Source organism: Streptomyces sp. NPDC090083, assembly GCF_044747445.1.
Lineage (GTDB): Bacteria > Actinomycetota > Actinomycetes > Streptomycetales > Streptomycetaceae > Streptomyces.
Genome location: NZ_JBIVED010000003.1, coordinates 946,451 through 969,423 on the forward strand (window position 1 = coordinate 946,451; position 22,973 = coordinate 969,423).

General features: G+C 69.9%; 18 protein-coding genes. 7 read left to right on the forward strand and 11 right to left on the reverse strand.

Annotated elements, in window-relative coordinates; translation table 11 throughout:
• Positions 1-207 precede the first annotated feature (207 nt).
• Together ACIPTO_RS15255 and ACIPTO_RS15260 are read right to left on the reverse strand one after the other, a co-directional pair.
• The gene (locus tag ACIPTO_RS15255) at positions 208-846 is read right to left on the reverse strand and encodes a DUF305 domain-containing protein (RefSeq protein ID WP_401191961.1); all 639 of its coding nucleotides are present in this window, start codon (positions 844-846) and stop codon (positions 208-210) included.
• Position 847: 1 nt separating this feature from the next.
• Positions 848-1,522, reverse strand: coding sequence for a DUF3105 domain-containing protein (locus ACIPTO_RS15260; RefSeq protein WP_366314282.1), 675 nt, complete (start codon positions 1,520-1,522; stop codon positions 848-850).
• 341 nt (positions 1,523-1,863) lie between these two features.
• On the opposite strand from ACIPTO_RS15260, the gene glnA reads away from it, so the two are divergent.
• On the forward strand, positions 1,864-3,225 hold the full coding sequence (gene glnA, locus ACIPTO_RS15265; RefSeq protein WP_352183541.1) for a type I glutamate--ammonia ligase: 1,362 nt from the start codon (positions 1,864-1,866) through the stop codon (positions 3,223-3,225).
• Between the two features lie 50 nt (positions 3,226-3,275).
• Here the strand turns inward: glnA and ACIPTO_RS15270 are convergent, their stop codons facing one another.
• The 5 genes from ACIPTO_RS15270 to ACIPTO_RS15290 all read right to left on the reverse strand — a co-directional run bounded on the left by ACIPTO_RS15270 (position 3,276) and on the right by ACIPTO_RS15290 (position 7,627).
• A complete protein-coding gene (locus ACIPTO_RS15270; RefSeq protein WP_401191963.1) occupies positions 3,276-4,295 on the reverse strand; it encodes a TolB family protein in 1,020 nt (339 codons plus the stop codon).
• Positions 4,292-5,593: an MFS transporter gene (locus ACIPTO_RS15275; protein WP_401191965.1), complete on the reverse strand. Its 1,302-nt coding sequence runs from the start codon at positions 5,591-5,593 to the stop codon at positions 4,292-4,294. The genes ACIPTO_RS15270 and ACIPTO_RS15275 overlap by 4 nt, the downstream gene beginning before the upstream one ends.
• A 1-nt stretch (position 5,594) precedes the next feature.
• The gene (locus ACIPTO_RS15280; protein WP_401192142.1) at positions 5,595-6,446 is read right to left on the reverse strand and encodes an alkaline phosphatase family protein; all 852 of its coding nucleotides are present in this window, start codon (positions 6,444-6,446) and stop codon (positions 5,595-5,597) included.
• Positions 6,447-6,649: 203 nt separating this feature from the next.
• A complete protein-coding gene (locus tag ACIPTO_RS15285; RefSeq protein WP_366314298.1) occupies positions 6,650-7,090 on the reverse strand; it encodes a VOC family protein in 441 nt (146 codons plus the stop codon).
• Between the two features lie 24 nt (positions 7,091-7,114).
• Entirely contained in the window at positions 7,115-7,627 is a 513-nt protein-coding gene (locus tag ACIPTO_RS15290; RefSeq protein WP_401191967.1) for a pyridoxamine 5'-phosphate oxidase family protein, read from the reverse strand.
• A gap of 156 nt (positions 7,628-7,783) precedes the next feature.
• On the opposite strand from ACIPTO_RS15290, the gene ACIPTO_RS15295 reads away from it, so the two are divergent.
• Positions 7,784-10,813, forward strand: coding sequence for a bifunctional [glutamine synthetase] adenylyltransferase/[glutamine synthetase]-adenylyl-L-tyrosine phosphorylase (locus tag ACIPTO_RS15295; protein WP_401191969.1), 3,030 nt, complete (start codon positions 7,784-7,786; stop codon positions 10,811-10,813).
• A 151-nt stretch (positions 10,814-10,964) separates the two neighbouring features.
• On the opposite strand, the gene ACIPTO_RS15300 is transcribed toward ACIPTO_RS15295, so the two are convergent.
• Entirely contained in the window at positions 10,965-11,804 is an 840-nt protein-coding gene (locus ACIPTO_RS15300) for a phosphatase PAP2 family protein (RefSeq protein ID WP_401191971.1), read from the reverse strand.
• A gap of 131 nt (positions 11,805-11,935) precedes the next feature.
• Positions 11,936-12,970 carry a LacI family DNA-binding transcriptional regulator gene (locus ACIPTO_RS15305; protein WP_366314306.1) on the reverse strand — a complete coding sequence of 345 codons (1,035 nt, stop codon included), beginning with the start codon at positions 12,968-12,970 and terminating at the stop codon, positions 11,936-11,938.
• 361 nt (positions 12,971-13,331) lie between these two features.
• Here ACIPTO_RS15305 and ACIPTO_RS15310 point away from each other — a divergent pair, with 361 nt between their 5' ends.
• The 5 genes from ACIPTO_RS15310 (at position 13,332) to ACIPTO_RS15330 (ending at position 19,926) form a co-directional block, all read left to right on the forward strand.
• Positions 13,332-14,606: an extracellular solute-binding protein gene (locus ACIPTO_RS15310; RefSeq protein ID WP_366314308.1), complete on the forward strand. Its 1,275-nt coding sequence runs from the start codon at positions 13,332-13,334 to the stop codon at positions 14,604-14,606.
• A gap of 126 nt (positions 14,607-14,732) precedes the next feature.
• Positions 14,733-15,737 (forward strand): sugar ABC transporter permease, encoded by a 1,005-nt coding sequence (locus ACIPTO_RS15315; RefSeq protein WP_366314310.1) that lies wholly within the window; start codon positions 14,733-14,735, stop codon positions 15,735-15,737.
• Between the two features lie 13 nt (positions 15,738-15,750).
• Positions 15,751-16,617, forward strand: a complete 867-nt coding sequence (locus ACIPTO_RS15320) for an ABC transporter permease subunit (RefSeq protein WP_366314312.1) — start codon at positions 15,751-15,753, stop codon at positions 16,615-16,617.
• 130 nt (positions 16,618-16,747) lie between these two features.
• Positions 16,748-18,430, forward strand: coding sequence for a glycoside hydrolase family 13 protein (locus ACIPTO_RS15325; protein ID WP_401191975.1), 1,683 nt, complete (start codon positions 16,748-16,750; stop codon positions 18,428-18,430).
• Positions 18,431-18,549: 119 nt separating this feature from the next.
• On the forward strand, positions 18,550-19,926 hold the full coding sequence (locus ACIPTO_RS15330; RefSeq protein WP_401191977.1) for an alpha-amylase family protein: 1,377 nt from the start codon (positions 18,550-18,552) through the stop codon (positions 19,924-19,926).
• Positions 19,927-19,930: 4 nt separating this feature from the next.
• On the opposite strand, the gene ACIPTO_RS15335 is transcribed toward ACIPTO_RS15330, so the two are convergent.
• Complete coding sequence (locus tag ACIPTO_RS15335) at positions 19,931-20,632, reverse strand: DUF4232 domain-containing protein (RefSeq protein WP_401191980.1); 702 nt, start codon at positions 20,630-20,632, stop codon at positions 19,931-19,933.
• Positions 20,633-20,779: 147 nt separating this feature from the next.
• Positions 20,780-22,855, reverse strand: coding sequence for a carbohydrate-binding module family 20 domain-containing protein (locus tag ACIPTO_RS15340; protein ID WP_401191983.1), 2,076 nt, complete (start codon positions 22,853-22,855; stop codon positions 20,780-20,782).
• Between the last annotated feature and the right edge of the window lie 118 nt (positions 22,856-22,973).

Sequence of the window (22,973 nt, forward strand, 5' to 3'; positions counted from 1 at the left end):
GACGCATGGAGTGGTCGGTCATCGGCGATCCGTACGGAACCTGCGGCGGGGAGGTTCCGTGAAGGGATCACGCGATGGGGGCCACTCTTTCGATGAACCGTTCATGCCAGGGGAACGCAAAAGTCAAGAGAAGCCCAAGGAACCTTCATCCAGGGCGAATTGGGGGCTTTTTTCCTTACGGGCAGGTAACGAACATCCGGTGACGCTTTACGAACGCGCTTCCGCGCCACGCTCCTTGAGCATGTCGGCCATCAACCGGATCTCCGACCGCTGCGCGTCGACCATCCCCTGCGCGAGCCGCTTCTCCACACCCACGCGGCACTTGTCCACACAGCCCTGCGCCATGTGGACGCCGCCCTTGTGATGGTCCGTCATGAGCTGGAGGAAGAACACCTCGGCGGGCCTGCCGCTCAGCGAACCCAGCTTCTTCAGCTCGGAGTTGGTCGCCATCCCCGGCATCAGCGCGCCGTCCTTCCCGGACGCCATGTCACCCATGCCCATCCAGGTCATCGGCGGATCGGCCGACACCTTCGGCAGCCCCCACAGGTCCAACCAGCCCAGCAGCATGCCCCGTTGGTTGGCCTGCGTCTGCGCGATGTCGTACGCGAGCCGCCGCACCTCCACGTTCTTCGTACGGTCCCGCACGATGTACGACATCTCGACGGCCTGCTGGTGGTGGACCGCCATGTCCCGCGCGAACCCGGCGTCCGCCGAATCCGCCGCCGGGACGGCCGGATCGCCCGAGCCGCCGCCGCTGCCGTCCTCGGCCACGGCGTACGTGATCGCGCCGGCCGCTACCAGCACGGCGGCCGCGGCACCCGCGACCCACCCGATGTACGCCCTCACGTCACATCGTCCCGCCGGTGCACGAGGCACCCGGCTCGGGCGTCTGGCTGCCCTGCACGAACTTCGAGAAGAACGAGTCCACGTCCGGGTCGCTCGCGCTCTTCACCGTCCGCTGGTGCCCCCACGCCGACAGCATGATCGGCGCCTTCTGGTCCTCGTACGGACTCATCAGCGAGTACGGCGTCCGCTTCACCTTCGCCGCCAGCGCCTTCACGTCCGCCGCCGGCGCCTTCGAGGTGTACGTCACCCAGACCGCGCCGTGCTCCAGCGCGTGCACCGCGTTCTCGTCCTTGACGGCCTTCGGGTAGACGTCGCCGTTGCAGTTCAGCCAGACCGGGTTGTGGTTGCCGCCGACCGGCGGGTGCATCGGGTACTTCACCGTGCCGGAGACGTGGGTACGGCCCAGCGTCCCCTTCCACGTGCTCACCCCGTCGGCGCCGACGACGAAGCGGCCCGAACCGCCGCTCTTCGAGTCGCTCGCGGAACTGTCCTTGCCGTCCTTGCCGGACTGCGCGTGCACGACGGCGACACCACCGACGACGAGACCGGCGGCGACCACCGTGCTCGCCGCGATCTTCACGATCCGGCCGCGCCGCTCGCGGGACTGCTCCGCCCGCCGCATCTCCTCGATGCGGGCCTTGCGCGCCGCGCTGCCGGTGTTCTTGGCGGAACCCATGAGGTATGTGTCCTTTTGGGGGAAGGGACAGGAAGGTCGGGCCCTGCTGATCGTAGTGGCGACCAAGGGGTTCCCGTAGGGGGCCCACAGCAAAGTTGGGGAAGACCCGGGTCACCCCCGGACCAGGCATGACGAATGCCAGTCCGAGCGGGCAAGATGGTCGGAAGACGGGCGACAGCGCAGGACACCTGTCGTACGCGAGCCGTTCAGCCCGAAGACAGCCGGTCGATCATGGTCGGCAACGCGCACGAAACGGTGCTGTGGTGGGATGCTCAGGTGCCCGACCGCCTCCTGCGGTACGAGGACAGGCGGCCTGACCAGCAAGGATGGGGAAGCGGAAGATGGACAAGCAGCAGGAGTTCGTGCTCCGGACGTTGGAGGAGCGCGACATCCGGTTCGTACGGCTGTGGTTCACGGACGTGCTGGGCTTCCTCAAGTCCGTCGCCGTGGCCCCCGCCGAGCTGGAACAGGCCTTCGACGAGGGCATCGGCTTCGACGGCTCCGCGATCGAGGGCTTCGCCCGTGTGTACGAGTCCGACATGATCGCCAAGCCGGACCCCTCCACCTTCCAGGTCCTGCCGTGGCGCGCCGAGGCCCCCGGCACGGCCCGCATGTTCTGCGACATCCTCATGCCGGACGGCTCCCCGTCCTTCGCGGACCCGCGCTACGTCCTCAAGCGCGCCCTCGCCAAGACCTCCGACCTGGGCTTCACCTTCTACACCCACCCGGAGATCGAGTTCTTCCTGCTGAAGGACCGCCCCCTGGACGGCTCCCGCCCGACGCCCGCCGACAACTCCGGCTACTTCGACCACACCCCGCAGAACGTGGGCATGGACTTCCGCCGCCAGGCGATCACCATGCTGGAGTCGATGGGCATCTCGGTCGAGTTCTCCCACCACGAGGGAGCCCCCGGCCAGCAGGAGATCGACCTCCGCTACGCCGACGCGCTCTCCACCGCCGACAACATCATGACGTTCCGCCTCGTCATGAAGCAGGTCGCGCTGGAGCAGGGCGTCCAGGCCACGTTCATGCCGAAGCCGTTCTCCGAGCACCCCGGCTCGGGCATGCACACCCACCTCTCCCTCTTCGAGGGCGACCGGAACGCGTTCTACGAGTCCGGCTCCGAGTACCAGCTCTCCAAGGTCGGCCGCTCCTTCATCGCGGGCCTGCTCAAGCACGCGGCGGAGATCTCCGCGGTCACCAACCAGTGGGTCAACTCCTACAAGCGCATCTGGGGCGGCTCCGAGCGCACCGCGGGCGCCGGCGGCGAGGCCCCCTCGTACATCTGCTGGGGCCACAACAACCGCAGCGCCCTGGTCCGCGTCCCCATGTACAAGCCCGGCAAGACCGGCTCCGCGCGCGTCGAGGTCCGCTCCCTGGACTCGGGCGCGAACCCGTACCTGGCCTACGCCCTCCTCCTCGCCGCCGGCCTCAAGGGCATCGAGGAGGGCTACGAACTCCCCCCGGGCGCCGAGGACGACGTCTGGGCCCTCTCCGACGCCGAACGCCGCGCGATGGGCATCGAGCCCCTGCCCCAGAACCTGGGCGAGGCCCTCACCCTCATGGAACGCAGCGACCTCGTCGCCGAGACCCTGGGCGAGCACGTCTTCGACTTCTTCCTCCGCAACAAGAAGAGCGAGTGGGAGGAGTACCGCAGCGAGGTCACGGCGTTCGAGCTGCGGAAGAATTTGCCGGTGCTGTAGCCCCTTCACGCTCCGACGGGGACGCCGGGCGCCAAGCGGTGTCGGTTCCGTTACCGGATGTACGCCGGGGACACCGCCGCATCGCTGAGCAGTCGGGCCCTGCCCGTGCCGTTCGCCGGGACGGTGTAGAGGTCGGCGCCGTAGTCGCCGGGGAGGGCGTAGACGATCGTGCGGTCGTCGCGCCACACGGCCTGGTCGTCCACGCTTCTCGACTCCGCCAGGGGCGTCTCGCGCATCGTGCGGAGGTCGAGGACGTACAGGTGCCAGGGCGCGTCCTTCGGGAGGCCCTTGACCCGCTTCTTGTACGCGACGCGGGTGCCGTCGGGGGAGAGGGACGGGCATTCGACGTTGGCGTGGAGCGTGCTGACCGTACGGGTGCGCAGGTCGCCCCGGACCAGGTAGGTGCTGCCCTTCGTCGCCAGCGTCGCGTAGAACGTGCGGTCGTCCGCCGCGAAGGTCACGCCCCAGAAGTTGACGTCCGCCGCGTGGTAGACGTGGCCGTCCTTGACGATCCGGAACGACTCCAGCGTCGGGATCAGCTTCCCCGTCCGCGTGTCCACGATCGCCGCCCGCGTCGAGAAGTTCGTCCCGGCGTACGAGTCACCGCCCACGAACGCCGTCCACGCGGCGAAGCGACCCGTGGGGGAGACCCGGGCACGGGAGGGGATGCCGGGGACGTCGTAGCGGGCCGTCTCCTTGAGGCGGGCGTCCAGGATCAGCGCGCGGTACGTGTCCGTGACCGTGCCGTGGACCGCCTGGAGACACACCCCTGTGCCCGCAGCGGCGTAGAAACGGAGGCACTTGAGGCCCGAGGCGGTGCGGGGGCCGGCCGGGGCCGCGGCCGGGACGGTGGTGAGTTCGTCGCGGTGCGGGCCCCAGGCCATGTTGCGGAACACCATCGTGCCGGGTGCCGTCAGGGTGACCCGGCCCGCGGTGACGCGCGGGCCGCCGGGCCGGGCCTCGTTCCGGCGCTCGGCACGGGCCGACGCGTGCAGGACCGACGCCGTGGCCACCACGGCGAGCGCGGCCACGGCGGCGAGGAGGACCAGGAGGCGGTTGCGCAGGGTCATGAGGCAGGCTCCAGAACGGGTCGGCCCGGGCGGAGGACGAAGGCGGACACAGCGCAGACCGCCAGCGCCACCGCCGACGCCGTCAGCGCCGTACGGTCGCCCCACAGCGTCCACGCCGCGCCGAACCCCAGCGAGCACACGAACCGCGCCGCCGCCTGCCCGGTCTGCACCAACGCGAGCCCCGACGACCGCAGTCGCTCCGGCACGCTGTCCGAGGCCACCGCCATGAGCACGCCGTCGGTCGCCGCGTAGAAGGCGCCGTGCAGGACGAGGACGGCGTAGGGGAGGGCCGTGCCGTGCCAGGACGTCAGCAGCAGGGCGTACGCCGTGAGGAGCGCGCCGTGGCCGCCGAGGAACACCCGCCAGCGGCCGACCCGGTCCGCGAGCCGGCCCAGCGGCACGGCCAGCAGCAGGAACGCCGCCGCCGTGCCCAGCGGCAGCAGCGCGAACCAGCGGTCGGGGACACCGAGCCGCCGTTGCAGCAGCAGGTACACGAAGGAGTCGCTGACCGTCGCCAGGCCGAGGAGGAGCGCGCAGACGGTGACACGGCGCAGGTCGCGCCGGGCGAGGAGCGCGAGGGCGGCGCCCAGAGTCGGGCGTGCGGCCTTCTCGTCCTCGACCCCTACGGTTTTCTCCGTGCGGGGCGCGGCGGTCGACGGAGATCCCGGCACGAACAGCACCAGCACCAGGACCCCGACCACCGCCACGCAGAAGCTCACCGTGAACACCGCGTCGTACCCGTCCACCGTCGCCCGGAGGATCAGGAACGCGGCCAGCGGGCCGAGCAGCGCGCCCGCCGTGTCCATCGCGCGGTGCACGCCGAAGGCGCGGCCCCGGTTCTCCGGGGTGGAGGAGAGCGAGATGAGCGCGTCGCGCGGGGCGGTGCGCAGACCCTTGCCCGTGCGGTCGGCGGCGAGGACCAGGCCGATGGGGGTGAGGGTGTGGGCGAGCAGGAGGAGCGGTTTGCAGAGGGCCGAGACGCCGTAGCCGAGGCCCGCGATCCACTTGTGCCGGCCGCCGCCCCGGTCGGCGAGATGGCCGCCGGCCAGCCGGACGAGTGCGGAGAAGCCGTTGTAGACGCCGTCCAGGAGACCGAAGCCGAGCGGTGACAGGCCGAGGCCCGTCACCAGGTACAGCGGGAGGACCGCGGTCACCATCTCGGACGACACGTCGGTGATCAGGCTGACCGCGCCGAGCGCGAGGACCGTGGGGGCGACGGCGGCGGACACCCGCGCCGGAACACCCGTACGGTCCACGGCACTTGGAGCGGCGCCGGCGCGGCTGTCCGCCACGTACACCTCAGGACGCCCAGACGCCGGTGATGTCGGCGGCGGACGCCGCGTTGCCCGCGTGGGCGGACAGGCCCTGGGAGTCCTCCAGGGTCCGCAGCAGGTTGTAGTGGTTGTAGGTGGTCGAGGACGTCGAACCCGCCTTCACCGGCTGGCCGTAGAGGACCGTCGGGATGCGGTTGCCGCTGAGCAGGTTGTCCTCGTCGAAGGTGACCACGAGCAGGCTGTTGTGGGTCTTGGCCCACGTGGCGTACGCGCCGAGGTTGTTCTTCAGCCAGGTGTCACCCGTCGCCACCGAGCAGTCGTGCATGTCGCTGCACAGGTTGGGGGTGACGAAGGAGATGTCGGGGAGCGTCGTGTAGTCCGTCGGGAACTGCGCGAACGTCTTCGCCGTGGACGTCGCGACGTTGCTGAAGCCGAACCACGGGTTGTGCTTGCGCGCGTAGTTGCCGCTGCTGCACGTCGTCGAACCCTGGCTGGGCAGCGTCTCGTTGTAGCTCGCCCAGGTGCCGCCCGCCGCCGTCACCTCGGAGGCGAGGTTCGCGGCCGAGGAGAAGCCGGCCGTGTAGCAGCTGTCGCTGGTGATCCCCTGGGTGGAGCCGGAGAACAGCGCGAAGTAGTTGGGCTGGCTCGGGTGGGTGATCCCGTACGACTGGGTGAGGGCGGCGCCCCCGCCGGCCAACGAGTTGATGTAGGGGGCACTGGAGGAGCCGATGACCTGGCTGTAGGCGTGGTTCTCCATCACCACCACGACGACGTGGTCCGGGGTCGGCACCCCGGTCGCGGCGTGCGCGGTCGTGGCGTCGCCGAAGCCGGTCCAGACCCCGACGGCGGCGGCCGAGAAGGCGAGCGCGGACGCCACGACGGCGCGGCTGCGGCGGTACGCGGAACGGCCGTGGCCGCCGGACACTTCTTCACTGCCGGACACTTCTGCCTCCGGGTGGGGGGACGACGGGGGTGACGGTGCGACATGGAGCATGCACACGCCAAGATGCCCGTGTCCCACCCTGCCCAACCCGGCGGATGAAGAACCGGTGAACTGCTGCCGCCGCCGAACCGCCGCACCTACTCCCGCGGCCCCGCCAGCTGGGCCAGCACCCGGTGCAGCGGCTCGGTGGCCCGCTTGCGGTACTCCTGGATCGCCCACCCGTTGCCGTCGGGGTCCTTGAAGTACATGAACGTCGCGCCGTCCTGCGGGGCGAACTGCACCGGCTCACTGACGTCGAGACCGCGCGCGGTCAGCTCCTCGTAGGCCGCCTTCGCGTCCTGCACGCACAGCTGCAGGCCGTGGTACGTCCCCGGCCGCGGTGTTCCGGTCGGCACCTCCAGGCCGTCGACCAGCGCGATCGAACACCCGGACCCCGGCGGGGTGAGCTGCACGATCCGCACGCCCTCCATCACCTCGCCGTCGAGATCCACGTGGAAACCGACCTTGTCCTGGTAGAACGCCTTGGCCCGGTCCACGTCGGAGACGGGAAGCAGGATCACTTCGAGGGTCATGTCCATGGCTCGACTCCTTCGTCAGGCGCGTCACGCGAACCGCCACCTCGTCTGGCTGAACGGCTCCCCCTTACCGAAGCCGAAAACCGTCCGGGGCGCCACAGCGAAGACGAACGCGGACCCGCCACCGTGGTGGAAGGCCCCCTCCCGCACGTCGAAGTGCCAGAAACGGCCGTACTTCGCCTCCCAGGCCGCGGCCAGCTCCCGCAGCCGCCCCTCGTCCCCGACCCGCTCCGCCGCACCCTCGACGACCAGGTCGTACCCCTTGTCCCAGGTGCTGGTGCCGGTGGTCAGCACGACGTGCGGATTGCCCGCGAGGTTGAGCGCCTTGCGCTCCTCGGGCCCGGTGCAGAAGTGCAGCGCCCCCCGCGACCACACCGCAGGCAGCGGTGTCACATGCGGGCGCCCGTCCGGCCGTACCGTCGAGATCCAGAACTGCTCGGCGGCCGTGAGCCGGGCCTCGGCCGTCGCCCATGCGGTCGCGGTCGCCGCCGGGTCGCTGTAGCGGGGGTCGAGGCGGGTCTGCGGCTGCTGCTCGGTCATCGGCTTCTCCCTGTGTCCGGCGGTGCGTTCCCCTACGGGCTCCCACAGGGAAGACTCCGGGTCCCGCCGGAACTCATCGCCGCACGCCCCGGCGCCGCCGCCCGCACCTGCGGTTAGGCTCGGCACGTTACGACCTTGATCCGAGGGAGGCCGGGCATGACGGCGCCGAGGCGCAGGAGCAGTACCTTCACGCGCCTGCTGCGGCACGGCTTCACCGATCCCTCGGCGGCCGAGCGGCTGCTGGAGAGCGCCGAACTGGCGCCGATAAGGAACGACCCGGTCCTGCTGGAGGCCCTGGGCGCCACCGCCGACCCCGACCTGGCCCTCCAGGGTCTGGTACGGCTGCTGGAGGCGCAGCCCGAGGACACGCCCCGCGGCGAACTGCTCGACACCCTGATCGCCGCGAAGCCGCTGCGCGACCGGCTGCTCGGGGTGCTCGGCGCCTCCGCCGCCCTGGGGGACCATCTCGCCCGGCACCCGCTCGACTGGCACGCCCTCGTGATGTACGAGCCGCGCGACCTGCATCCCGGGGTGGAGGAGTTCGAGCGCGGGCTCGCCGAGGCCACCGATCCGGTCGCCCTCCGCGTCGCCTACCGCCGCTGCCTGCTCTCCATCGCCGCCCGTGACGTGTGCGGCACCACCGACCTCGCGCAGACCGCCGCCGAGCTCGCCGACCTCGCCACCGCCACCCTGCGCGCCGCCCTCGCCCTCGCGAGCGCCGCCGCACCCGAGGACGCGGCGCTGTGCCGGCTCGCGGTGATCGCGATGGGCAAGTGCGGCGGCCACGAGCTGAACTACGTCTCCGACGTCGACGTCATCTTCGTCGGCGAGGCCGCGGGGGCGTCCCCGGGCCCCTCCGGCACCGGGGGAGACGCGGACGAGACCAAGGCGATCCGCGCGGCCACCCGGCTCGCCGCGCACATGATGCGGATCTGCTCCGAGACCACGGTCGAGGGCTCGATCTGGCCCGTCGACGCCAACCTGCGCCCCGAGGGCCGCAACGGCCCGCTGGTCCGCACCCTCGCCAGCCACCTCGCCTACTACCAGCGCTGGGCGAAGACCTGGGAGTTCCAGGCGCTGCTGAAGGCCCGCCCGGTGGCCGGCGACCTCGCGCTCGGCCGCGAGTACGTCGACGCGCTCGAACCCCTCGTGTGGAAGGCCGCCGAGCGCGAGAACTTCGTCACCGACGTGCAGAAGATGCGCCGCCGCGTCATCGAGAACATCCCCGCCGCCGAGATCGACCGCGAACTCAAGCTCGCTCCCGGCGGCCTGCGGGACGTCGAATTCGCCGTCCAGCTCCTGCAGTTGGTGCACGGCCGGGCCGACACCTCACTGCGCAGCGGCACCACCCTCGTCGCCCTGGAGGCCCTCGCCGCCGGCGGCTATGTCGGCCGCGAGGACGCCGGCCGTCTCGACGACGCCTACCGCTTCCTGCGCACGATGGAACACCGCATCCAGCTCTACCGGCTGCGTCGCACCCACCTCGTCCCCGTGGACCAGACCGACCAGCGCCGCCTCGGCCGCTCGATGGGCCTGCGCACCGACCCGGTGACCGAGCTGAACCGCGAGTGGAAGCGGCACGCCACCGTCGTACGACGCCTGCACGAGAAGCTCTTCTACCGTCCGCTGCTCGACGCGGTCGCCCAACTCGCGCCCGGCGAGACCCGGTTGCGCCCCGAGGCAGCCCGCGAACGACTGGTCGCCCTCGGCTACGTCGACCCGGCCGCCGCCCTGCGCCACCTGGAGGCTCTCGCCTCCGGCGTCTCCCGCAAGGCCGCCATCCAACGCACGCTGCTGCCCGTCCTGTTGGGCTGGTTCGCGGACTCCGCCGATCCGGACGCCGGCCTCCTCAACTTCCGCAAGGTGTCCGACGCGCTCGGCAAGACCCCTTGGTACCTGCGGCTGTTGAGGGACGAGGGCGCCGCCGCCGAGAACCTGGCCCGCGTCCTGTCGGCCGGCCGGCTCGCCCCCGACCTCCTCATGCGCGCCCCCGAAGCGGTCGCCCTGCTCGGCGACGGCGACGGCGGCAGCGGCCTCGAACCCCGCGAACGCCCGCACCTGGACCAGGAGATACTGGCCGCGGTGAGCCGCGCCGACGGCGCCGTCCAGGCGGTCACCTTCGCCCGCGGCGTCCGCCGCCGCGAACTCTTCCGTACGGCGGCCCTCGACATCGTCGGCTCCTACGGCACCGAGACCCAGCCGGTCGAGGCGGACCAGGGCGCCCTCGTCGACCGGGTCGGCGGCGCCATCTCCGACCTCACCGCCGCGACCCTCGCCGGCACGTTGCGCGCGGTGGTCCGCGAGGGCTGGGGCGACACCCTCCCCACCCGCTTCGCCGTCATCGGCATGGGCCGCTTCGGCGGCCACGAACTGGGCTACGGCTCCGACGCGGACGTCCTGTTCGTGCACGAACCCCGCGAGGGGGTCGCCGACCGGGAGGCCTCCGAGGCCGCCAACAAGGTCGTCTCCGAGATGCGGCGGCTGCTCCAGGTCGCCAGTTCGGATCCGCCGCTGCTGATCGACGCGGATCTCCGGCCGGAGGGCAAATCGGGGCCGCTCGTACGGTCGTTGAAGTCCTACGAGGCGTACTACCGCCGGTGGTCGCTGGTGTGGGAGTCGCAGGCGCTGCTGCGGGCCGAACCCGTCGCCGGGGACGGGGAGCTGGGGGAGCGGTTCATCGAGCTGATCGATCCTCTGCGGTACCCGGCGGAGGGGCTCGGCGACGATGCCGTGCGGGAGATCCGGCGGCTGAAGGCCCGGATGGAGTCCGAGCGGCTGCCCCGCGGGGCCGACCCGACGCTGCACACCAAGCTGGGGCGCGGGGGACTCTCCGACGTGGAGTGGACCGTGCAGCTGATGCAGCTGCGGCACGGGTGGGCCGAGCCGGGGCTGCGGACGACGCGTACGCGGGCGGCGCTCGCGGCGGCTTGCGCGGCCGGGCTCATCTCCGGTGAGGACGCGGAGACGCTGGACGAGGCGTGGGTGCTGGCCACGCGGGTGCGTAACGCGGTGATGCTCGTGCGGGGTCGCGCGGGTGACACGTTCCCGTCCGATCCGCGTGAACTGGCTGCCGTGGGGCGGTACTTGGGGTACGGGCCGGGGCATGTGGGGGACATGCTGGAGGACTATCGGCGGACCACGCGGCGGGCGCGCGCGGTGGTGGACGCGTTGTTCTACGGAGCGTGATCGCTCCGCGGGGGCTTCGAGGGGGTGCGTTTTCGGGTGCCGGTCGGTGGGGGCCGGTCGCGCAGTTCCCCGCGCCCCTTTGAACGCCTGTGGCCTTTCCAGGGGCGCGGGGAACTGCGCGACCGGCCACGACGGTGCCGCACCCGGACGACTACCCCTCCCGGCGCCCCGGCGGAGCCACCCGCGGCAAGGCGTACGGGAACGTGCCGTACCAGAGCCGGGAGAGCAGGAATCCGAAGGCCAGGCAGAGCATGCCGCCCACCGCGTCGAGCCAGAAGTGGTTGGCCGTGGAGACGATCACCATCAGGGTCGCGGCGGGGTAGAGCAGGCCGAGGACACGGACCCAGGGGACTTTCGCCAGCGCGAAGATCGTCAGGCCGCACCACAGGGACCAGCCGATGTGCATGGACGGCATCGCGGCGTACTGGTTCGACATGCGTTTCAGGTCGCCGGACGCCATCGAACCCCAGGTCTGGTGGACCATGACGGTGTCGACGAAGTGGCCGCCGTTCATGAGCCGCGGCGGGGCCAGCGGGAAGAAGTAGTAGCCGACCAGGGCCACGGCCGTCGTCGCGAAGAGGACGAGGCGGGCCGCCGCGTACCGGCCCGGATGGCTGCGGTACAGCCACACCAGGACACCGAGCGTCACCACGAAGTGCAGTGTGGCGTAGTAGTAGTTCATACCGACGATCAGCCAAGTCACCGAGTTCACGGCGTGGTTGACCGACCGCTCGACGGCGATGCCGAGGCCGTTCTCGACCCGCCAGATCCAGTCGGCGTTGCGCAGCGCCGCGGAGCGCTGCTCCGGGACCGCGTTGCGGATCTGTGAGTACGTCCAGTAACTCACCGCGATCAGCAGGATCTCGAACCACAGCCGGGGCCGGCGCGGAGTCCGCAACCGGCGCAGAAAACCCTGCCCCGCGGCGTCCGCGACGGGGCTCGGAACGGCTTCTTCACGGCCTTCCAATGTCGTCACGGTGGTCTCACCCATAGACACAAAGTCTGCCAGAAAAGGCTTCCGCGACCGATCATCCCCTGGTCGGGTCCGGCTCGCATGTTCTACGCCGGGAAGAGTCCTCGGACTCCTACCAGCGCACGGGCCGCCGCACGGTTTTCTCCCCCTTAGGGACGATTCCGGTCCCCAGGGGCCGAAGCGGTCGACCCGCGCACCACCAGCTCCGGCATGAACACGAACTCGCTGTGCGGCGCAGGCGTCCCGCCGATCTCCTCCAGCAACGTGCGCACCGCCGCCTGTCCCATCGCGGGGACCGGCTTGCGGATCGTCGTCAGCGGCGGGTCGGTGAACGCGATCAGCGGCGAGTCGTCGAACCCGACCACCGAGACGTCCTTGGGCACGTCGAGCCCCCGCTGCCGGGCGGTCCGTATCGCCCCCAGCGCCATCATGTCGCTCGCGCACACCACCGCCGTGCAGTCGCGGTCGATCAGCGCCGCCGCCGCGGCCTGTCCGCCCTCCAGCGTGTACAGCGAGTGCTGGACGAGCCGGGTCTCCACGTCCTCGGCGCTCAGGGCCAGTTGGTCCTGCATCGCGCGGACGAAGCCCTCGATCTTGCGCTGCACGGGTACGAACCGCTTGGGGCCCAGGGCCAGTCCGATGCGCGTGTGCCCGAGCGAGACGAGGTGGGTGACCGCGAGGGTCATCGCGGCGCGGTCGTCGGGGGAGATGAACGGCGCCTGCACCTTCGGCGAGAAGCCGTCCACGAGCACGAACGGGACGCCCTGCGCCCGGAGTTGCTCGTAGCGCTGCATGTCCGCGGAGGTGTCCGCGTGCAGGCCGGAGACGAAGATGATGCCGGCCACCCCGCGGTCGACGAGCATCTCCGTCAGCTCGTCCTCGGTGGAACCGCCCGGGGTCTGCGTGGCGAGCACCGGCGTGTAGCCCTGCCGGGTCAGCGCCTGCCCGATGACCTGCGCCAGGGCGGGGAATATCGGGTTCTCCAACTCCGGTGTTATCAGGCCTACCAGACCCTCGCTGCGCTGCCGCAGTCGTACCGGGCGTTCGTAGCCGAGCACGTCGAGGGCGGCGAGGACGGACTGGCGGGTGGTGGCGGCGACGCCCGGCTTGCCGTTGAGGACGCGGCTGACGGTCGCTTCGCTCACGCCCGCCTGGGCGGCGATGTCGGCAAGCCGTGTGGTCACGGGAGTGGACTGTACCGGCCGTCGGCGCGCTGCGGGTTGCTGCGTCATCGCGATCCCTCGTGTTCTGGTCGGCCGATGGTCGACGTACGGCGTGCGGCAAGAGCTTGCAGAGTCTTGCACAAGTGTCCCCTTGCCCGCTCAGCCGCACCAGCCTTGGGTTTCACCGGGATCGAGGAGAGGTCACGGGAGGGTAACTCTCGGCCCGTCTTGCAGTTTTTTGCAGCAAGGACTTTCGCAACGCTTGCATCGCTGTTACGTTCGGCGACGCCCGGCGGCCGCGAAGGCGCAGCCGGTGAGTCGCAGGGGCGGCGGACGGGCCCGCCCCCTGCATCACGCGGGCTTTCACCCTCAAGGAGATCTCATGCGGCGTGGCATAGCGGCCACCGCTCTGGTGGCGTCCCTCGCCCTCGCGGCGACGGCCTGCGGCGGCAGCGACAGTGACAGCGGCAAGTCGGACGGGCCGGTCACCATCACCTGGTGGGACACCTCCAACGCCACCAATGAGGCACCCACGTACAAGGCCCTGGTCGCCAAGTTCCAGGCGGCCAACAAGAACATCAAGGTCAAGTACGTCAACGTGCCCTTCGACCAGGCGCAGAACAAGTTCGACACCGCCGCCGGCTCCAAGGGCGCCCCGGACGTGCTGCGTTCGGAGGTCGGCTGGACCCCCGCCTTCGCGAAGAAGGGCTACTTCCTGCCGCTCGACGGCACCGAGGCCCTCGCGGACCAGGCGAAGTTCAAGTCGAACCTGATCACCCAGGCCCAGTACGAGGGCAAGACGTACGGCGTGCCGCTGGTCACCGACACCCTCGCGCTCGTCTACAACAAGGCCCTCTTCAAGCAGGCCGGCATCACCCAGCCGCCCGCCACCTGGGACGAGCTGAAGGCCGACGCCGCGAAGGTCAAGGCCAAGACGAAGGTCGACGGCTACTGGGGCTCCACCCAGGCCTACTACGCGCAGAGCTTCCTCTACGGCGAGGGCACCGACACCGTCGACGCCTCCGCGAAGAAGATCACCGTGGACTCCGCCGCCGCGAAGAAGGCCTACGGCACCTGGCTGAGCCTCTTCTCCGGCACCGGCCTGCACAAGGCCGACACCACCGCGGACGCCTACGCCCACATCCAGGACGCGTTCGTCAACGGCAAGGTCGCCGCGATCATCCAGGGCCCGTGGGAGATCACGAACTTCTACAAGGGCTCGGCGTTCACCGACAAGTCGAACCTCGGCATCGCCACGATCCCGGCCGGCTCCACCGGCAAGTCCGGCGCCCCGACCGGCGGCCACAACCTCTCGGTCTACGCCGGCTCGGACTCCGCGCACCAGAAGGCGGCCCTGAAGTTCGTCAACTTCATGACCTCCGCCGCCTCGCAGTCGACGATCGCGCTGAAGAACTCGACGCTGCCCACCCGCGACGACGCCTACACCGCCGCCGTGAAGGCCGACCCGGGCATCGCCGGCTTCCAGAGCGTCCTCGGCGCCGCCCAGCCGCGCCCGGCGCTCGCCGAGTACAGCTCCCTGTGGGGTCCGTTGGACACCGAACTGCCCAAGGTCGCCGGTGGCAAGGAGTCCCTCGACAAGGGCCTGAGCAACGCCGAGCTGGCGATCGCCAAGCTGGTCCCGGACTTCAGCAAGTAGCCCCGAGTGGCCGTCGGATCCGCAGTGGAGAACCTGGGGGACGGATCCGGCGGCCACCGGCCCGCGCCGCCGTAGTCCTCGAACCCGCCGTGCCCGCTTGAACTTCCAGAAGGTGTCGAACGAACCATGACAGTCGCCATCGACCGCGCGACCGGCCAGCGCCACGGTGACCGCGCGCCCCGGCCCGGACCGGGCCAACGCCTCAAGCGCGGCTACCAGAAGCACTGGTACGCGTACGCGATGATCATCCCCGTGGTCGTCGTGCTCGGCGTCCTCGTGCTCTACCCCCTGGTGTACGGCCTCTACCTGACGCTCACCGACGCCAACAGCCTCAACACCGCGCGCACGATCGGCGTCAACCACATCGACGCCACCTACAAGTTCATCGGGCTCGACAACTACAAGGACATCCTGTTCGGCCCGACGTCGTACGACCGCTTCTGGTCGCACTTCATCTGGACGATCGTCTGGACCGCGCTCTGCGTCGCCCTGCACTACACGGTGGGCCTCGCGCTCGCCCTGCTGCTCAACCAGAAGCTGCGCGCCCGCACCTTCTACCGGCTGATCCTGATCCTGCCGTGGGCCGTCCCCACCTTCGTGACGGTCTTCGGCTGGCGCTTCATGCTCGCCGACGGCGGCATCATCAACTCCGCGCTGCACAGCCTGCATCTGCCCCAGCCCGACTGGCTGGAGAGCACGTTCTGGCAGCGGTTCGCCGCCATCATGGTCAACACCTGGTGCGGGGTGCCCTTCATGATGGTCTCCCTGCTCGGCGGCCTCCAGTCCATCGACACCTCGCTCTACGAGGCCGCCGAGATGGACGGCGCGAGCCCCTGGCAGCGCTTCCGCTACGTCACCCTGCCGGGCCTGAGGTCGGTCAGCTCCACCGTCGTCCTGCTCGGCGTGATCTGGACCTTCAACCAGTTCGCCGTGATCTTCCTGCTGTTCGGCAACACCGCACCCGACGCGCAGATCCTCGTCACCTGGTCCTACTTCCTCGGCTTCGGCCAACAGCCGCGCGAATTCGCCCAGTCGGCGGCCTACGGCATCCTGCTGCTGGCCATCCTGATCGTCTTCACCTCCTTCTACCGGCGCTGGCTGAACCGCAATGACCAACAGCTCGCGATCTGAGGCAGGAGTCCCCATGAGCACCACGACACCACCGCAACGGACCCGCCGACGGGGCGAGTTGAGCCGCTCCGGCACCCTCGCCTCGCACGGCGTCCTGATCGTCGCGAGCCTGATCGCGCTCTTCCCGATCGCCTGGCTGGTCTTCCTCTCGCTCGGCCCGGACTCGGACGACTACCTCCACCCGGCCGGCATCTGGAAGAAGATGACGTTCGGCAACTACTCGTTCGTGCTCCGGCACACCGAGTTCTTCGACTGGCTGAAGAGTTCGCTGATCGTCTCGCTGGGCACCACGGTCATCGGTGTCACGATCGCCGCGACCACCGGGTACGCCGTCTCGCGCATGCGGTTCCCCGGGTACCGGAAGTTCATGTGGGTGCTGCTCGTCACCCAGATGTTCCCGATAGCGGTACTCATCGTGCCGATGTACCAGATTCTGGCCGATCTGCAGCTGATCGACAGCTACCTTGGTCTCATCCTCGTCTACTGCTCGACGGCGGTGCCGTATTGCGCCTGGCTGCTCAAGGGCTACTTCGACACGATCCCGTTCGAGATCGACGAGGCGGGACGCGTCGACGGGCTCACCCCCTTCGGCACGTTCGCGCGCCTGATCCTGCCGCTCGCCAAGCCGGGCCTCGCGGTCGCCGCGTTCTACAGCTTCCTCACGGCCTTCGGCGAGGTCGCGTTCGCCTCGACGTTCATGCTCTCCGACACGAAGTACACCTTCGCGGTCGGCCTGCAGACGTTCGTCAGCGAACACGACGCGCAACGCAACCTCATGGCGGCGACGGCGGTGCTGATCGCGATACCGGTCGCCGCGTTCTTCTATCTCGTACAGAAGAACCTGGTCACCGGGCTCACGGCAGGCGGGACCAAGGGCTAGAACACCGGTTCCTGGAGCGGCCGCACCCGAGACTCGAGGCGGCCGTGGTGTCCATCCGACCCCGCTGACACCACGGCCGCCTCGTCACCAACTCTCCCTGACCCGAACTCCGTTACGTACCAAGGACGCCATGACCCAGCACCACTCGGCCATCGCCCCCGCACCGAACACCCCCACCAAGGCCAAGCTCAAGGACTGGTGGCGGCACGCGGTCATCTACCAGGTCTATCCGCGCAGCTTCGCCGACAGCAACGGCGACGGCATGGGCGACCTGGAAGGCGTACGCGCGAGGCTCCCGTACCTGCGCGACCTCGGCATCGACGCCGTCTGGCTCAGCCCGTTCTACGCCTCCCCGCAGGCGGACGCCGGCTACGACGTCGCCGACTACCGTGCCGTGGACCCGATGTTCGGCAACCTGCTGGACGCCGACGCGCTGATCCGCGACGCCCACGGACTCGGTCTGCGCATCATCGTCGACCTCGTGCCCAACCACTCCTCGGACCAACACGACTGGTTCAAGCGGGCGTTGAGGGAAGGCCCCGGCTCACCGCTGCGCGAGCGCTACCACTTCCGGCCCGGAAAGGGTGAGCACGGCGAACTCCCGCCCAACGACTGGGAGTCCATCTTCGGCGGCCCGGCCTGGACCCGGGTCACCGAGCCGGACGGCTCGGCGGGGGAGTGGTACCTGCATCTCTTCGCTCCCGAGCAGCCCGACTTCAACTGGGAACACCCGGCGGTCGGCGACGAGTTCCGCTCGATCCTCCGTTTCTGGCTGGACATCGGCGTCGACGGTTTCCGCATCGACGTGGCCCACGGCCTGGTCAAGGCGGCGGGCCTGCCCGACCTCGGCTCCCACGACCAGCTCAAGCTGCTGGGCAACGATGTCATGCCGTTCTTCGACCAGGACGGCGTCCACGACGTCTACCGGCAGTGGCGCACGGTTCTCGACGAGTATGCGGGCGAGCGCATCTTCGTGGCGGAGGCCTGGACCCCGACGGTCGAGCGGACGGCCAACTACGTCTGCCGGGACGAACTCCACCAGGCCTTCAACTTCCAGTACCTGTCCACGGACTGGGACGCCGAGGAACTGCGCACGGTCGTCGACCGCACGCTGGAGGCGATGCGCCCGGTCGGCGCCCCCGCCACCTGGGTCCTCTCCAACCACGACGTCACCCGGCACGCCACCCGCTTCGCCAACCCGCCCGGCCTCGGCACCCAGATCCGCACCGCAGGGGACCGCGAGCTGGGCCTGCGCCGGGCCCGCGCCGCGACCCTGCTGATGCTGGCGCTGCCCGGCTCGGCGTACATCTACCAGGGCGAGGAACTCGGCCTGCCCGATGTCGTCGACCTCCCGGACGAAGTCCGCCAGGACCCGGCCTACTTCAGGGGCGCGGGCCAGGACGGCTTCCGGGACGGGTGCCGGGTGCCGATCCCGTGGACGCGTGACGGATCGTCATACGGCTTCGGCAGTGCGGGAAGTTGGCTGCCGCAGCCGGAGGGCTGGGGCGAGCTGAGCATCGAGGCGCAGACCGGGACGCCCGGTTCGACGCTGGAGCTGTACCGGGCCGCGCTCGCCGCCCGCCGCACCCAGCCCGACCTCGGCGCCGGTGAAGCGGTGGAGTGGCTGCGCGCGCCCGAGGGCGTACTCGCCTTCCGGCGCGGGGAGTTCGTGTGCGTCGCGAACACGACCGGGGAGTCGGTGACGACCCCGGCGTACGGCCGTCTCCTGCTCGCCAGCGGTGAGGTGACCGAGGCGGACGGCGAGGCGAAGCTGCCCGCCGACACGACCGTCTGGTGGACCACCACTCCGTAAGTTCTTTCGTCAACTTCACCCGGCCCGCTGCCCTTTTGGGCGGCGGGCCTCTACCATCTGGCCACCGCAAGTTTCCATCTGGTTTCCGCAAGAACCTTCAATGGAGAAGGAACCCCCACATGGCCAGCAGCAGATCACTTGCAGGAGCCGTCGCGCTCGCCGCCGCGACCGCCGTCCTGGTGCCCGGCACCGCACATGCCTCCCCACCCGGCACCAAGGACGTCACCGCCGTCCTCTTCGAGTGGAACTTCGCCTCGGTCGCCAAGGAGTGCACCAGCACCCTCGGCCCGGCCGGCTACGGCTACGTCCAGGTCTCCCCGCCCGCCGAGCACATACAGGGCTCGCAGTGGTGGACGTCGTACCAGCCGGTGAGCTACAGGATCGCCGGGCGGCTCGGCGACGCGACCGCGTTCAAGAACATGATCAGCACGTGTCACGCGGCGGGCGTGAAGGTCGTCGTCGACACGGTCGTCAACCACATGTCCGCGGGCAGCGGCACCGGCACCGGCGGCTCGTCGTACACGAAGTACAACTACCCCGGCCTGTACTCCTCGTACGACATGGACGACTGCACGGCGACGGTCAGCGACTACACCAACCGCGCCAACGTGCAGAACTGCGAACTGGTCGGCCTGGCCGACCTGGACACCGGCGAGGAGTACGTCCGCGCCACGATCGCCGGCTACATGAACACCCTCCTCGGCTACGGCGCGGACGGCTTCCGCATCGACGCGGCCAAGCACATCCCGGCGACCGACCTCGCGAACATCAAGTCCCGTCTGACGAACCCCTCCGCGTACTGGAAGCAGGAGGTCATCTACGGCGCGGGCGAGGCCGTCCAGCCCACCGAGTACACCGGCAACGGAGACGTCCAGGAGTTCCGCTACGCCTACGACCTCAAGCGGGTCTTCACCAACGAGAACCTCGCCTACCTGAAGAACTACGGCGAGGGCTGGGGGTACCTGAGCAGCTCGGTCGCCGGGGTCTTCGTCGACAACCACGACACCGAGCGCAACGGCTCCACCCTCAACTACAAGGACGGCGCCGACTACACCCTGGCCAACGTCTTCATGCTCGCCCACCCCTACGGTGCCCCGGACATCAACTCCGGCTACGAATGGTCGGACGCGGACGCCGGACCGCCCAACAACGGTGCGGTGACGGCCTGTTGGCAGGACGGGTGGAAGTGCCAGCACGCCTGGCCGGAGATCAAGTCCATGGTCGCCTTCCGCAACGCGACCAGCGGCCAGGCCGTCACCGACTGGTGGGACGACGGCAACGACGCGATCGCGTTCGGCCGGGGCAGCAAGGGCTACGTCGCCATCAACCACGAGTCGTCGTCGCTGACGCGGACGTACCAGACCTCCCTGGCCGCGGGCACGTACTGCGACGTGCAGAAGAACACGACGGTGACGGTGAACTCCAGCGGGCAGTTCACCGCCACCCTCGGCTCCAACACGGCGCTGGCGATCTACGCGGGCAGGTCGTCCTGCTGAACCGTCAGGGAGTGACGCCGATGTGCCCGGCCAGCGCGGTCACCGACAGGTCGCCGTGGTCGACCCACTGGGGGAAGGCCAGTGTCTTGTGCTGGGTGGACGCGGGCGGGGTGATCTCCAGGTAGGAGGCGTGCACCGCGCCCGAGGTGCCCGTGTTGGCGTGGGTCCAGGCGACGACGGCCTCCGCGCTCTGGCCGTCCTTGAGGAAGAGGGTCTTCTTGCCGGGGTCGTGCGCGTACCAGGTGCTGCCCCAGCTCGTGTGGGTCGTCAGCTTCTTGTGCGCGGAGTTCTCCAGGCCCAGGCCCGGGTAGCCGCGCAGCGCGCAGGTCTTCCCGCTGAGGTTGCGCAGCCGTATGACGACGCCCTCGTGGTTCATCCCTCCGCCGAGCTGCTGGCCGTAGGTGGCCTTCAGGGCGGCGGCGGAGCACGTGGGGGTCGTGGCGCCGGTCGCGGGGGGGGGGGGGGGCGCCCCCCCCCCCCCGGCCCCCCCCCCCCCCGCCCCCCCCCCCCCCCCCCCCCCGGGACCCCCCCCCCCCCCCGCGGCGGGGGGGGGGGGGGGGGGGGGGGGGGGGGGGGGGGGGGGGGGGGGGGGGGGGCCCCCCCCCCCCCCCCCGAGGCCCAGCCCGGCGACGGCGGCCATGCCGGCCACCCTTCGTGCGAACCCGCGGTCGTGACGGCGCCTGGTGGTGGTCTGCTGTGTGTCCATGGTGTCGGTGCTCCGCTCGTGTGCTGGGTCGTCCTCGGCTCTCACTGGTTCCGATGCGGGACACGGCGGAAAAGTTCGGAAGAAGCGGGCCCCCGTCGAAAACGTTCCGACGGGGGCCCGCTCACGGTCGGCCGGACGGCCGGTCCGCTACTTCCAGGTGTCACTCGCGGTGTAGCCGGACCCGGTGCCCGTCGTGTACGAGCGGTTCGTGCCGGACTCCCAGGTCACGTTCCCCGAGCCGTCCTTCTTGATGTACTTGTACGTGAAGGCCGTGCTCTTGGGGACGATGACGAGCCTGCTCCATGTCGGGTAGGACGCCGACGACAGCGGGATCGCGTCGCTCGTGTTCCAGGAGCCGAGCGAGGCGATGGAGCCGGTGACGTAGACGTTGGTGCCGAGATCGGTGGTCGCGTACTCGTTGAAGGTGACGTCGGTGGCGGCGGTGTCGGCCACGTTCCAGGAGTTGTTGAGCGAGACCGCCGAACCGGCCGTCGTGGCCGACCTGTTGGCGTTCGACTCCCAGGTGACGTTGCCCGACGCGTCCTTCTTGATGTACTTGAACGTGAAGGACGTGCCGGCCGGCACGCTCACCGCCCCCGACCAGACCGGGTACCCGGACGACGACAGCGCGACCGCCTTCGAGGTGTCCCAGCCGCCGAGCGCGTCGATGGAGCCGACGACGTAGACGTTCGTACCGGACGTGGTGGCCGCGTACTCGTTGAAGGTGGCGGTCACCGTGGACCCGGACGAACCGCCGCCGCCACCGTTGTCGTCGCAGCCGACCGTGCAGGTGTAGTCGGCGTTGAAGAAGGCGACGGCGTCCTTCGCCGGGATGGTGATCGACGCGTTCCCGCCGGAGACCGTCACGGTGCTGGCCCCGCCGTCGACGACGTTCGTGTACGTGCCGTCCGCCATGCCGGTCGCGAAGGTGTAAGTGGCCGCGCTGGAGCCGTTGTTGACGGCGAAGAAGCCGGCGCCGCTGCGGCCGAAGCCGATGACGGAGGACGACTTGGTCGACCAGTTGGAGACGGCCGCGCCGCCCGCCGCGTTGTGCCAGGCCACCATGCCGACGACCGCCGTGTCACGGTCGAGGCAGTTCCAGCTGCCGGAGCAGTCCGTGTCGGTGACGAAGCCGGCCGAGTTCGGCGGGGCCTGGTCGCTCTGGGTCCACTGCCAGCTCGCATAGATGGTCGGCGTCGACCACTTGTAGGCCAGCTCGAAGAGGTTGGCCAGTCTGTAGCTGTCGCCGTCCTTGTAGCTCATGTCCAGGCCGTTGCGCTCGGTGTCGTGATTGGTCACGAAGGACACCGAGTTGGCGGCCGGGAGGATGCCGCTGCTCTCCAGCGAGGACAGGTCGCTCACGTTGCCCTGGAACGCCGACTTCATTCGGCTCGCGTACGTGAAGTCGAGGACGTCGCCGGAGCCGTAGTAGTCGCTGGGCTGCGGGGTCGAGCCGGGGTAGACCTCGTCGAAGACGTACGGCGCCGCACCCGACGTCGTGGTGTTCAGCTTGGCGACGATGGCCGCCATGTCGGTGGCCGGGATGTGCTTGGCCGAGTCGACGCGGAAGCCGTCGACGCCCAGCGCGATCTGCTTGTTGAGGAAGGCGGCGAGGACCGAACGGACGTTGTCCGCACTGGTCTTGAGGTCGGGCAGGCCCAGGAGTTCGCAGTTCTGGACCTGGGTGAGGTTCGAGTAGTCCTGGATGGTCAGGTCGGAGGTGGGGCAGTCGGCCGAGGTGTGGTAGTCGCTCGGGTTCCAGTCGGGGGTGTCGTACTTGTTGGTGATCGTGGTGCCGTTGTAGCCGGTGCCGGTCTGCGCGGCGGTGTGGTTGATCACCGCGTCCGTGTAGACCTTGACGCCCGCCGTGTGGCAGGCGGTGATCATCGACGCGAACTGGGCGGCCGTCCCGAAGCGGCTGTTCAGGTCGTACGAGTACGGCTGGTAGACGTCCCACCAGTAGTAGTTGGTCTGCTTCAGCGACTCGGAGGGGGGCGCCACCTGGACCGCGCCGTAACCGGCGGGGCCCAGTACGTTCGTGCACTCCGAGGCGATGGACTTCCAGTTCCACTCCCAGAGGTTGGCGATGACGTCGCCCTTGGTGGTGGTGTCCGCGTGGGCGGTGGTGGCGGGGAGGGCGACGGCTCCCGCGAGGGCCAGGGCGCCGGCGGCTGCGGCGCCGACCACGCGCCTGATGGTTCCCGACGATCGGTATCTGCTCATCTGCGGCTCCGAAAGGGGGTATTCGGGTTTCAACAACTGGTGAGCGTGGGCCAGTTGAGAAGGGCACGTCAAGGTTGCGGTTGAAAGTTCTTTCTGTGACTTTCAAGTCTCTTGCTGC

Coding starts and splice junctions, on each gene's coding strand:
- ACIPTO_RS15260 (WP_366314282.1), bottom strand. CDS start 1,522: ATGGGTTCCGCCAAGAACACCGGCAGCGCGGCGCGCAAGGCCCGCATC.
- glnA (WP_352183541.1), top strand. CDS start 1,864: ATGGACAAGCAGCAGGAGTTCGTGCTCCGGACGTTGGAGGAGCGCGAC.
- ACIPTO_RS15270 (WP_401191963.1), bottom strand. CDS start 4,295: ATGACCCTGCGCAACCGCCTCCTGGTCCTCCTCGCCGCCGTGGCCGCG.
- ACIPTO_RS15285 (WP_366314298.1), bottom strand. CDS start 7,090: ATGGACATGACCCTCGAAGTGATCCTGCTTCCCGTCTCCGACGTGGAC.
- ACIPTO_RS15290 (WP_401191967.1), bottom strand. CDS start 7,627: ATGACCGAGCAGCAGCCGCAGACCCGCCTCGACCCCCGCTACAGCGAC.
- ACIPTO_RS15295 (WP_401191969.1), top strand. CDS start 7,784: ATGACGGCGCCGAGGCGCAGGAGCAGTACCTTCACGCGCCTGCTGCGG.
- ACIPTO_RS15300 (WP_401191971.1), bottom strand. CDS start 11,804: ATGGGTGAGACCACCGTGACGACATTGGAAGGCCGTGAAGAAGCCGTT.
- ACIPTO_RS15310 (WP_366314308.1), top strand. CDS start 13,332: ATGCGGCGTGGCATAGCGGCCACCGCTCTGGTGGCGTCCCTCGCCCTC.
- ACIPTO_RS15315 (WP_366314310.1), top strand. CDS start 14,733: ATGACAGTCGCCATCGACCGCGCGACCGGCCAGCGCCACGGTGACCGC.
- ACIPTO_RS15320 (WP_366314312.1), top strand. CDS start 15,751: ATGAGCACCACGACACCACCGCAACGGACCCGCCGACGGGGCGAGTTG.
- ACIPTO_RS15325 (WP_401191975.1), top strand. CDS start 16,748: ATGACCCAGCACCACTCGGCCATCGCCCCCGCACCGAACACCCCCACC.
- ACIPTO_RS15330 (WP_401191977.1), top strand. CDS start 18,550: ATGGCCAGCAGCAGATCACTTGCAGGAGCCGTCGCGCTCGCCGCCGCG.
- ACIPTO_RS15335 (WP_401191980.1), bottom strand. CDS start 20,632: ATGGACACACAGCAGACCACCACCAGGCGCCGTCACGACCGCGGGTTC.
- ACIPTO_RS15340 (WP_401191983.1), bottom strand. CDS start 22,855: ATGAGCAGATACCGATCGTCGGGAACCATCAGGCGCGTGGTCGGCGCC.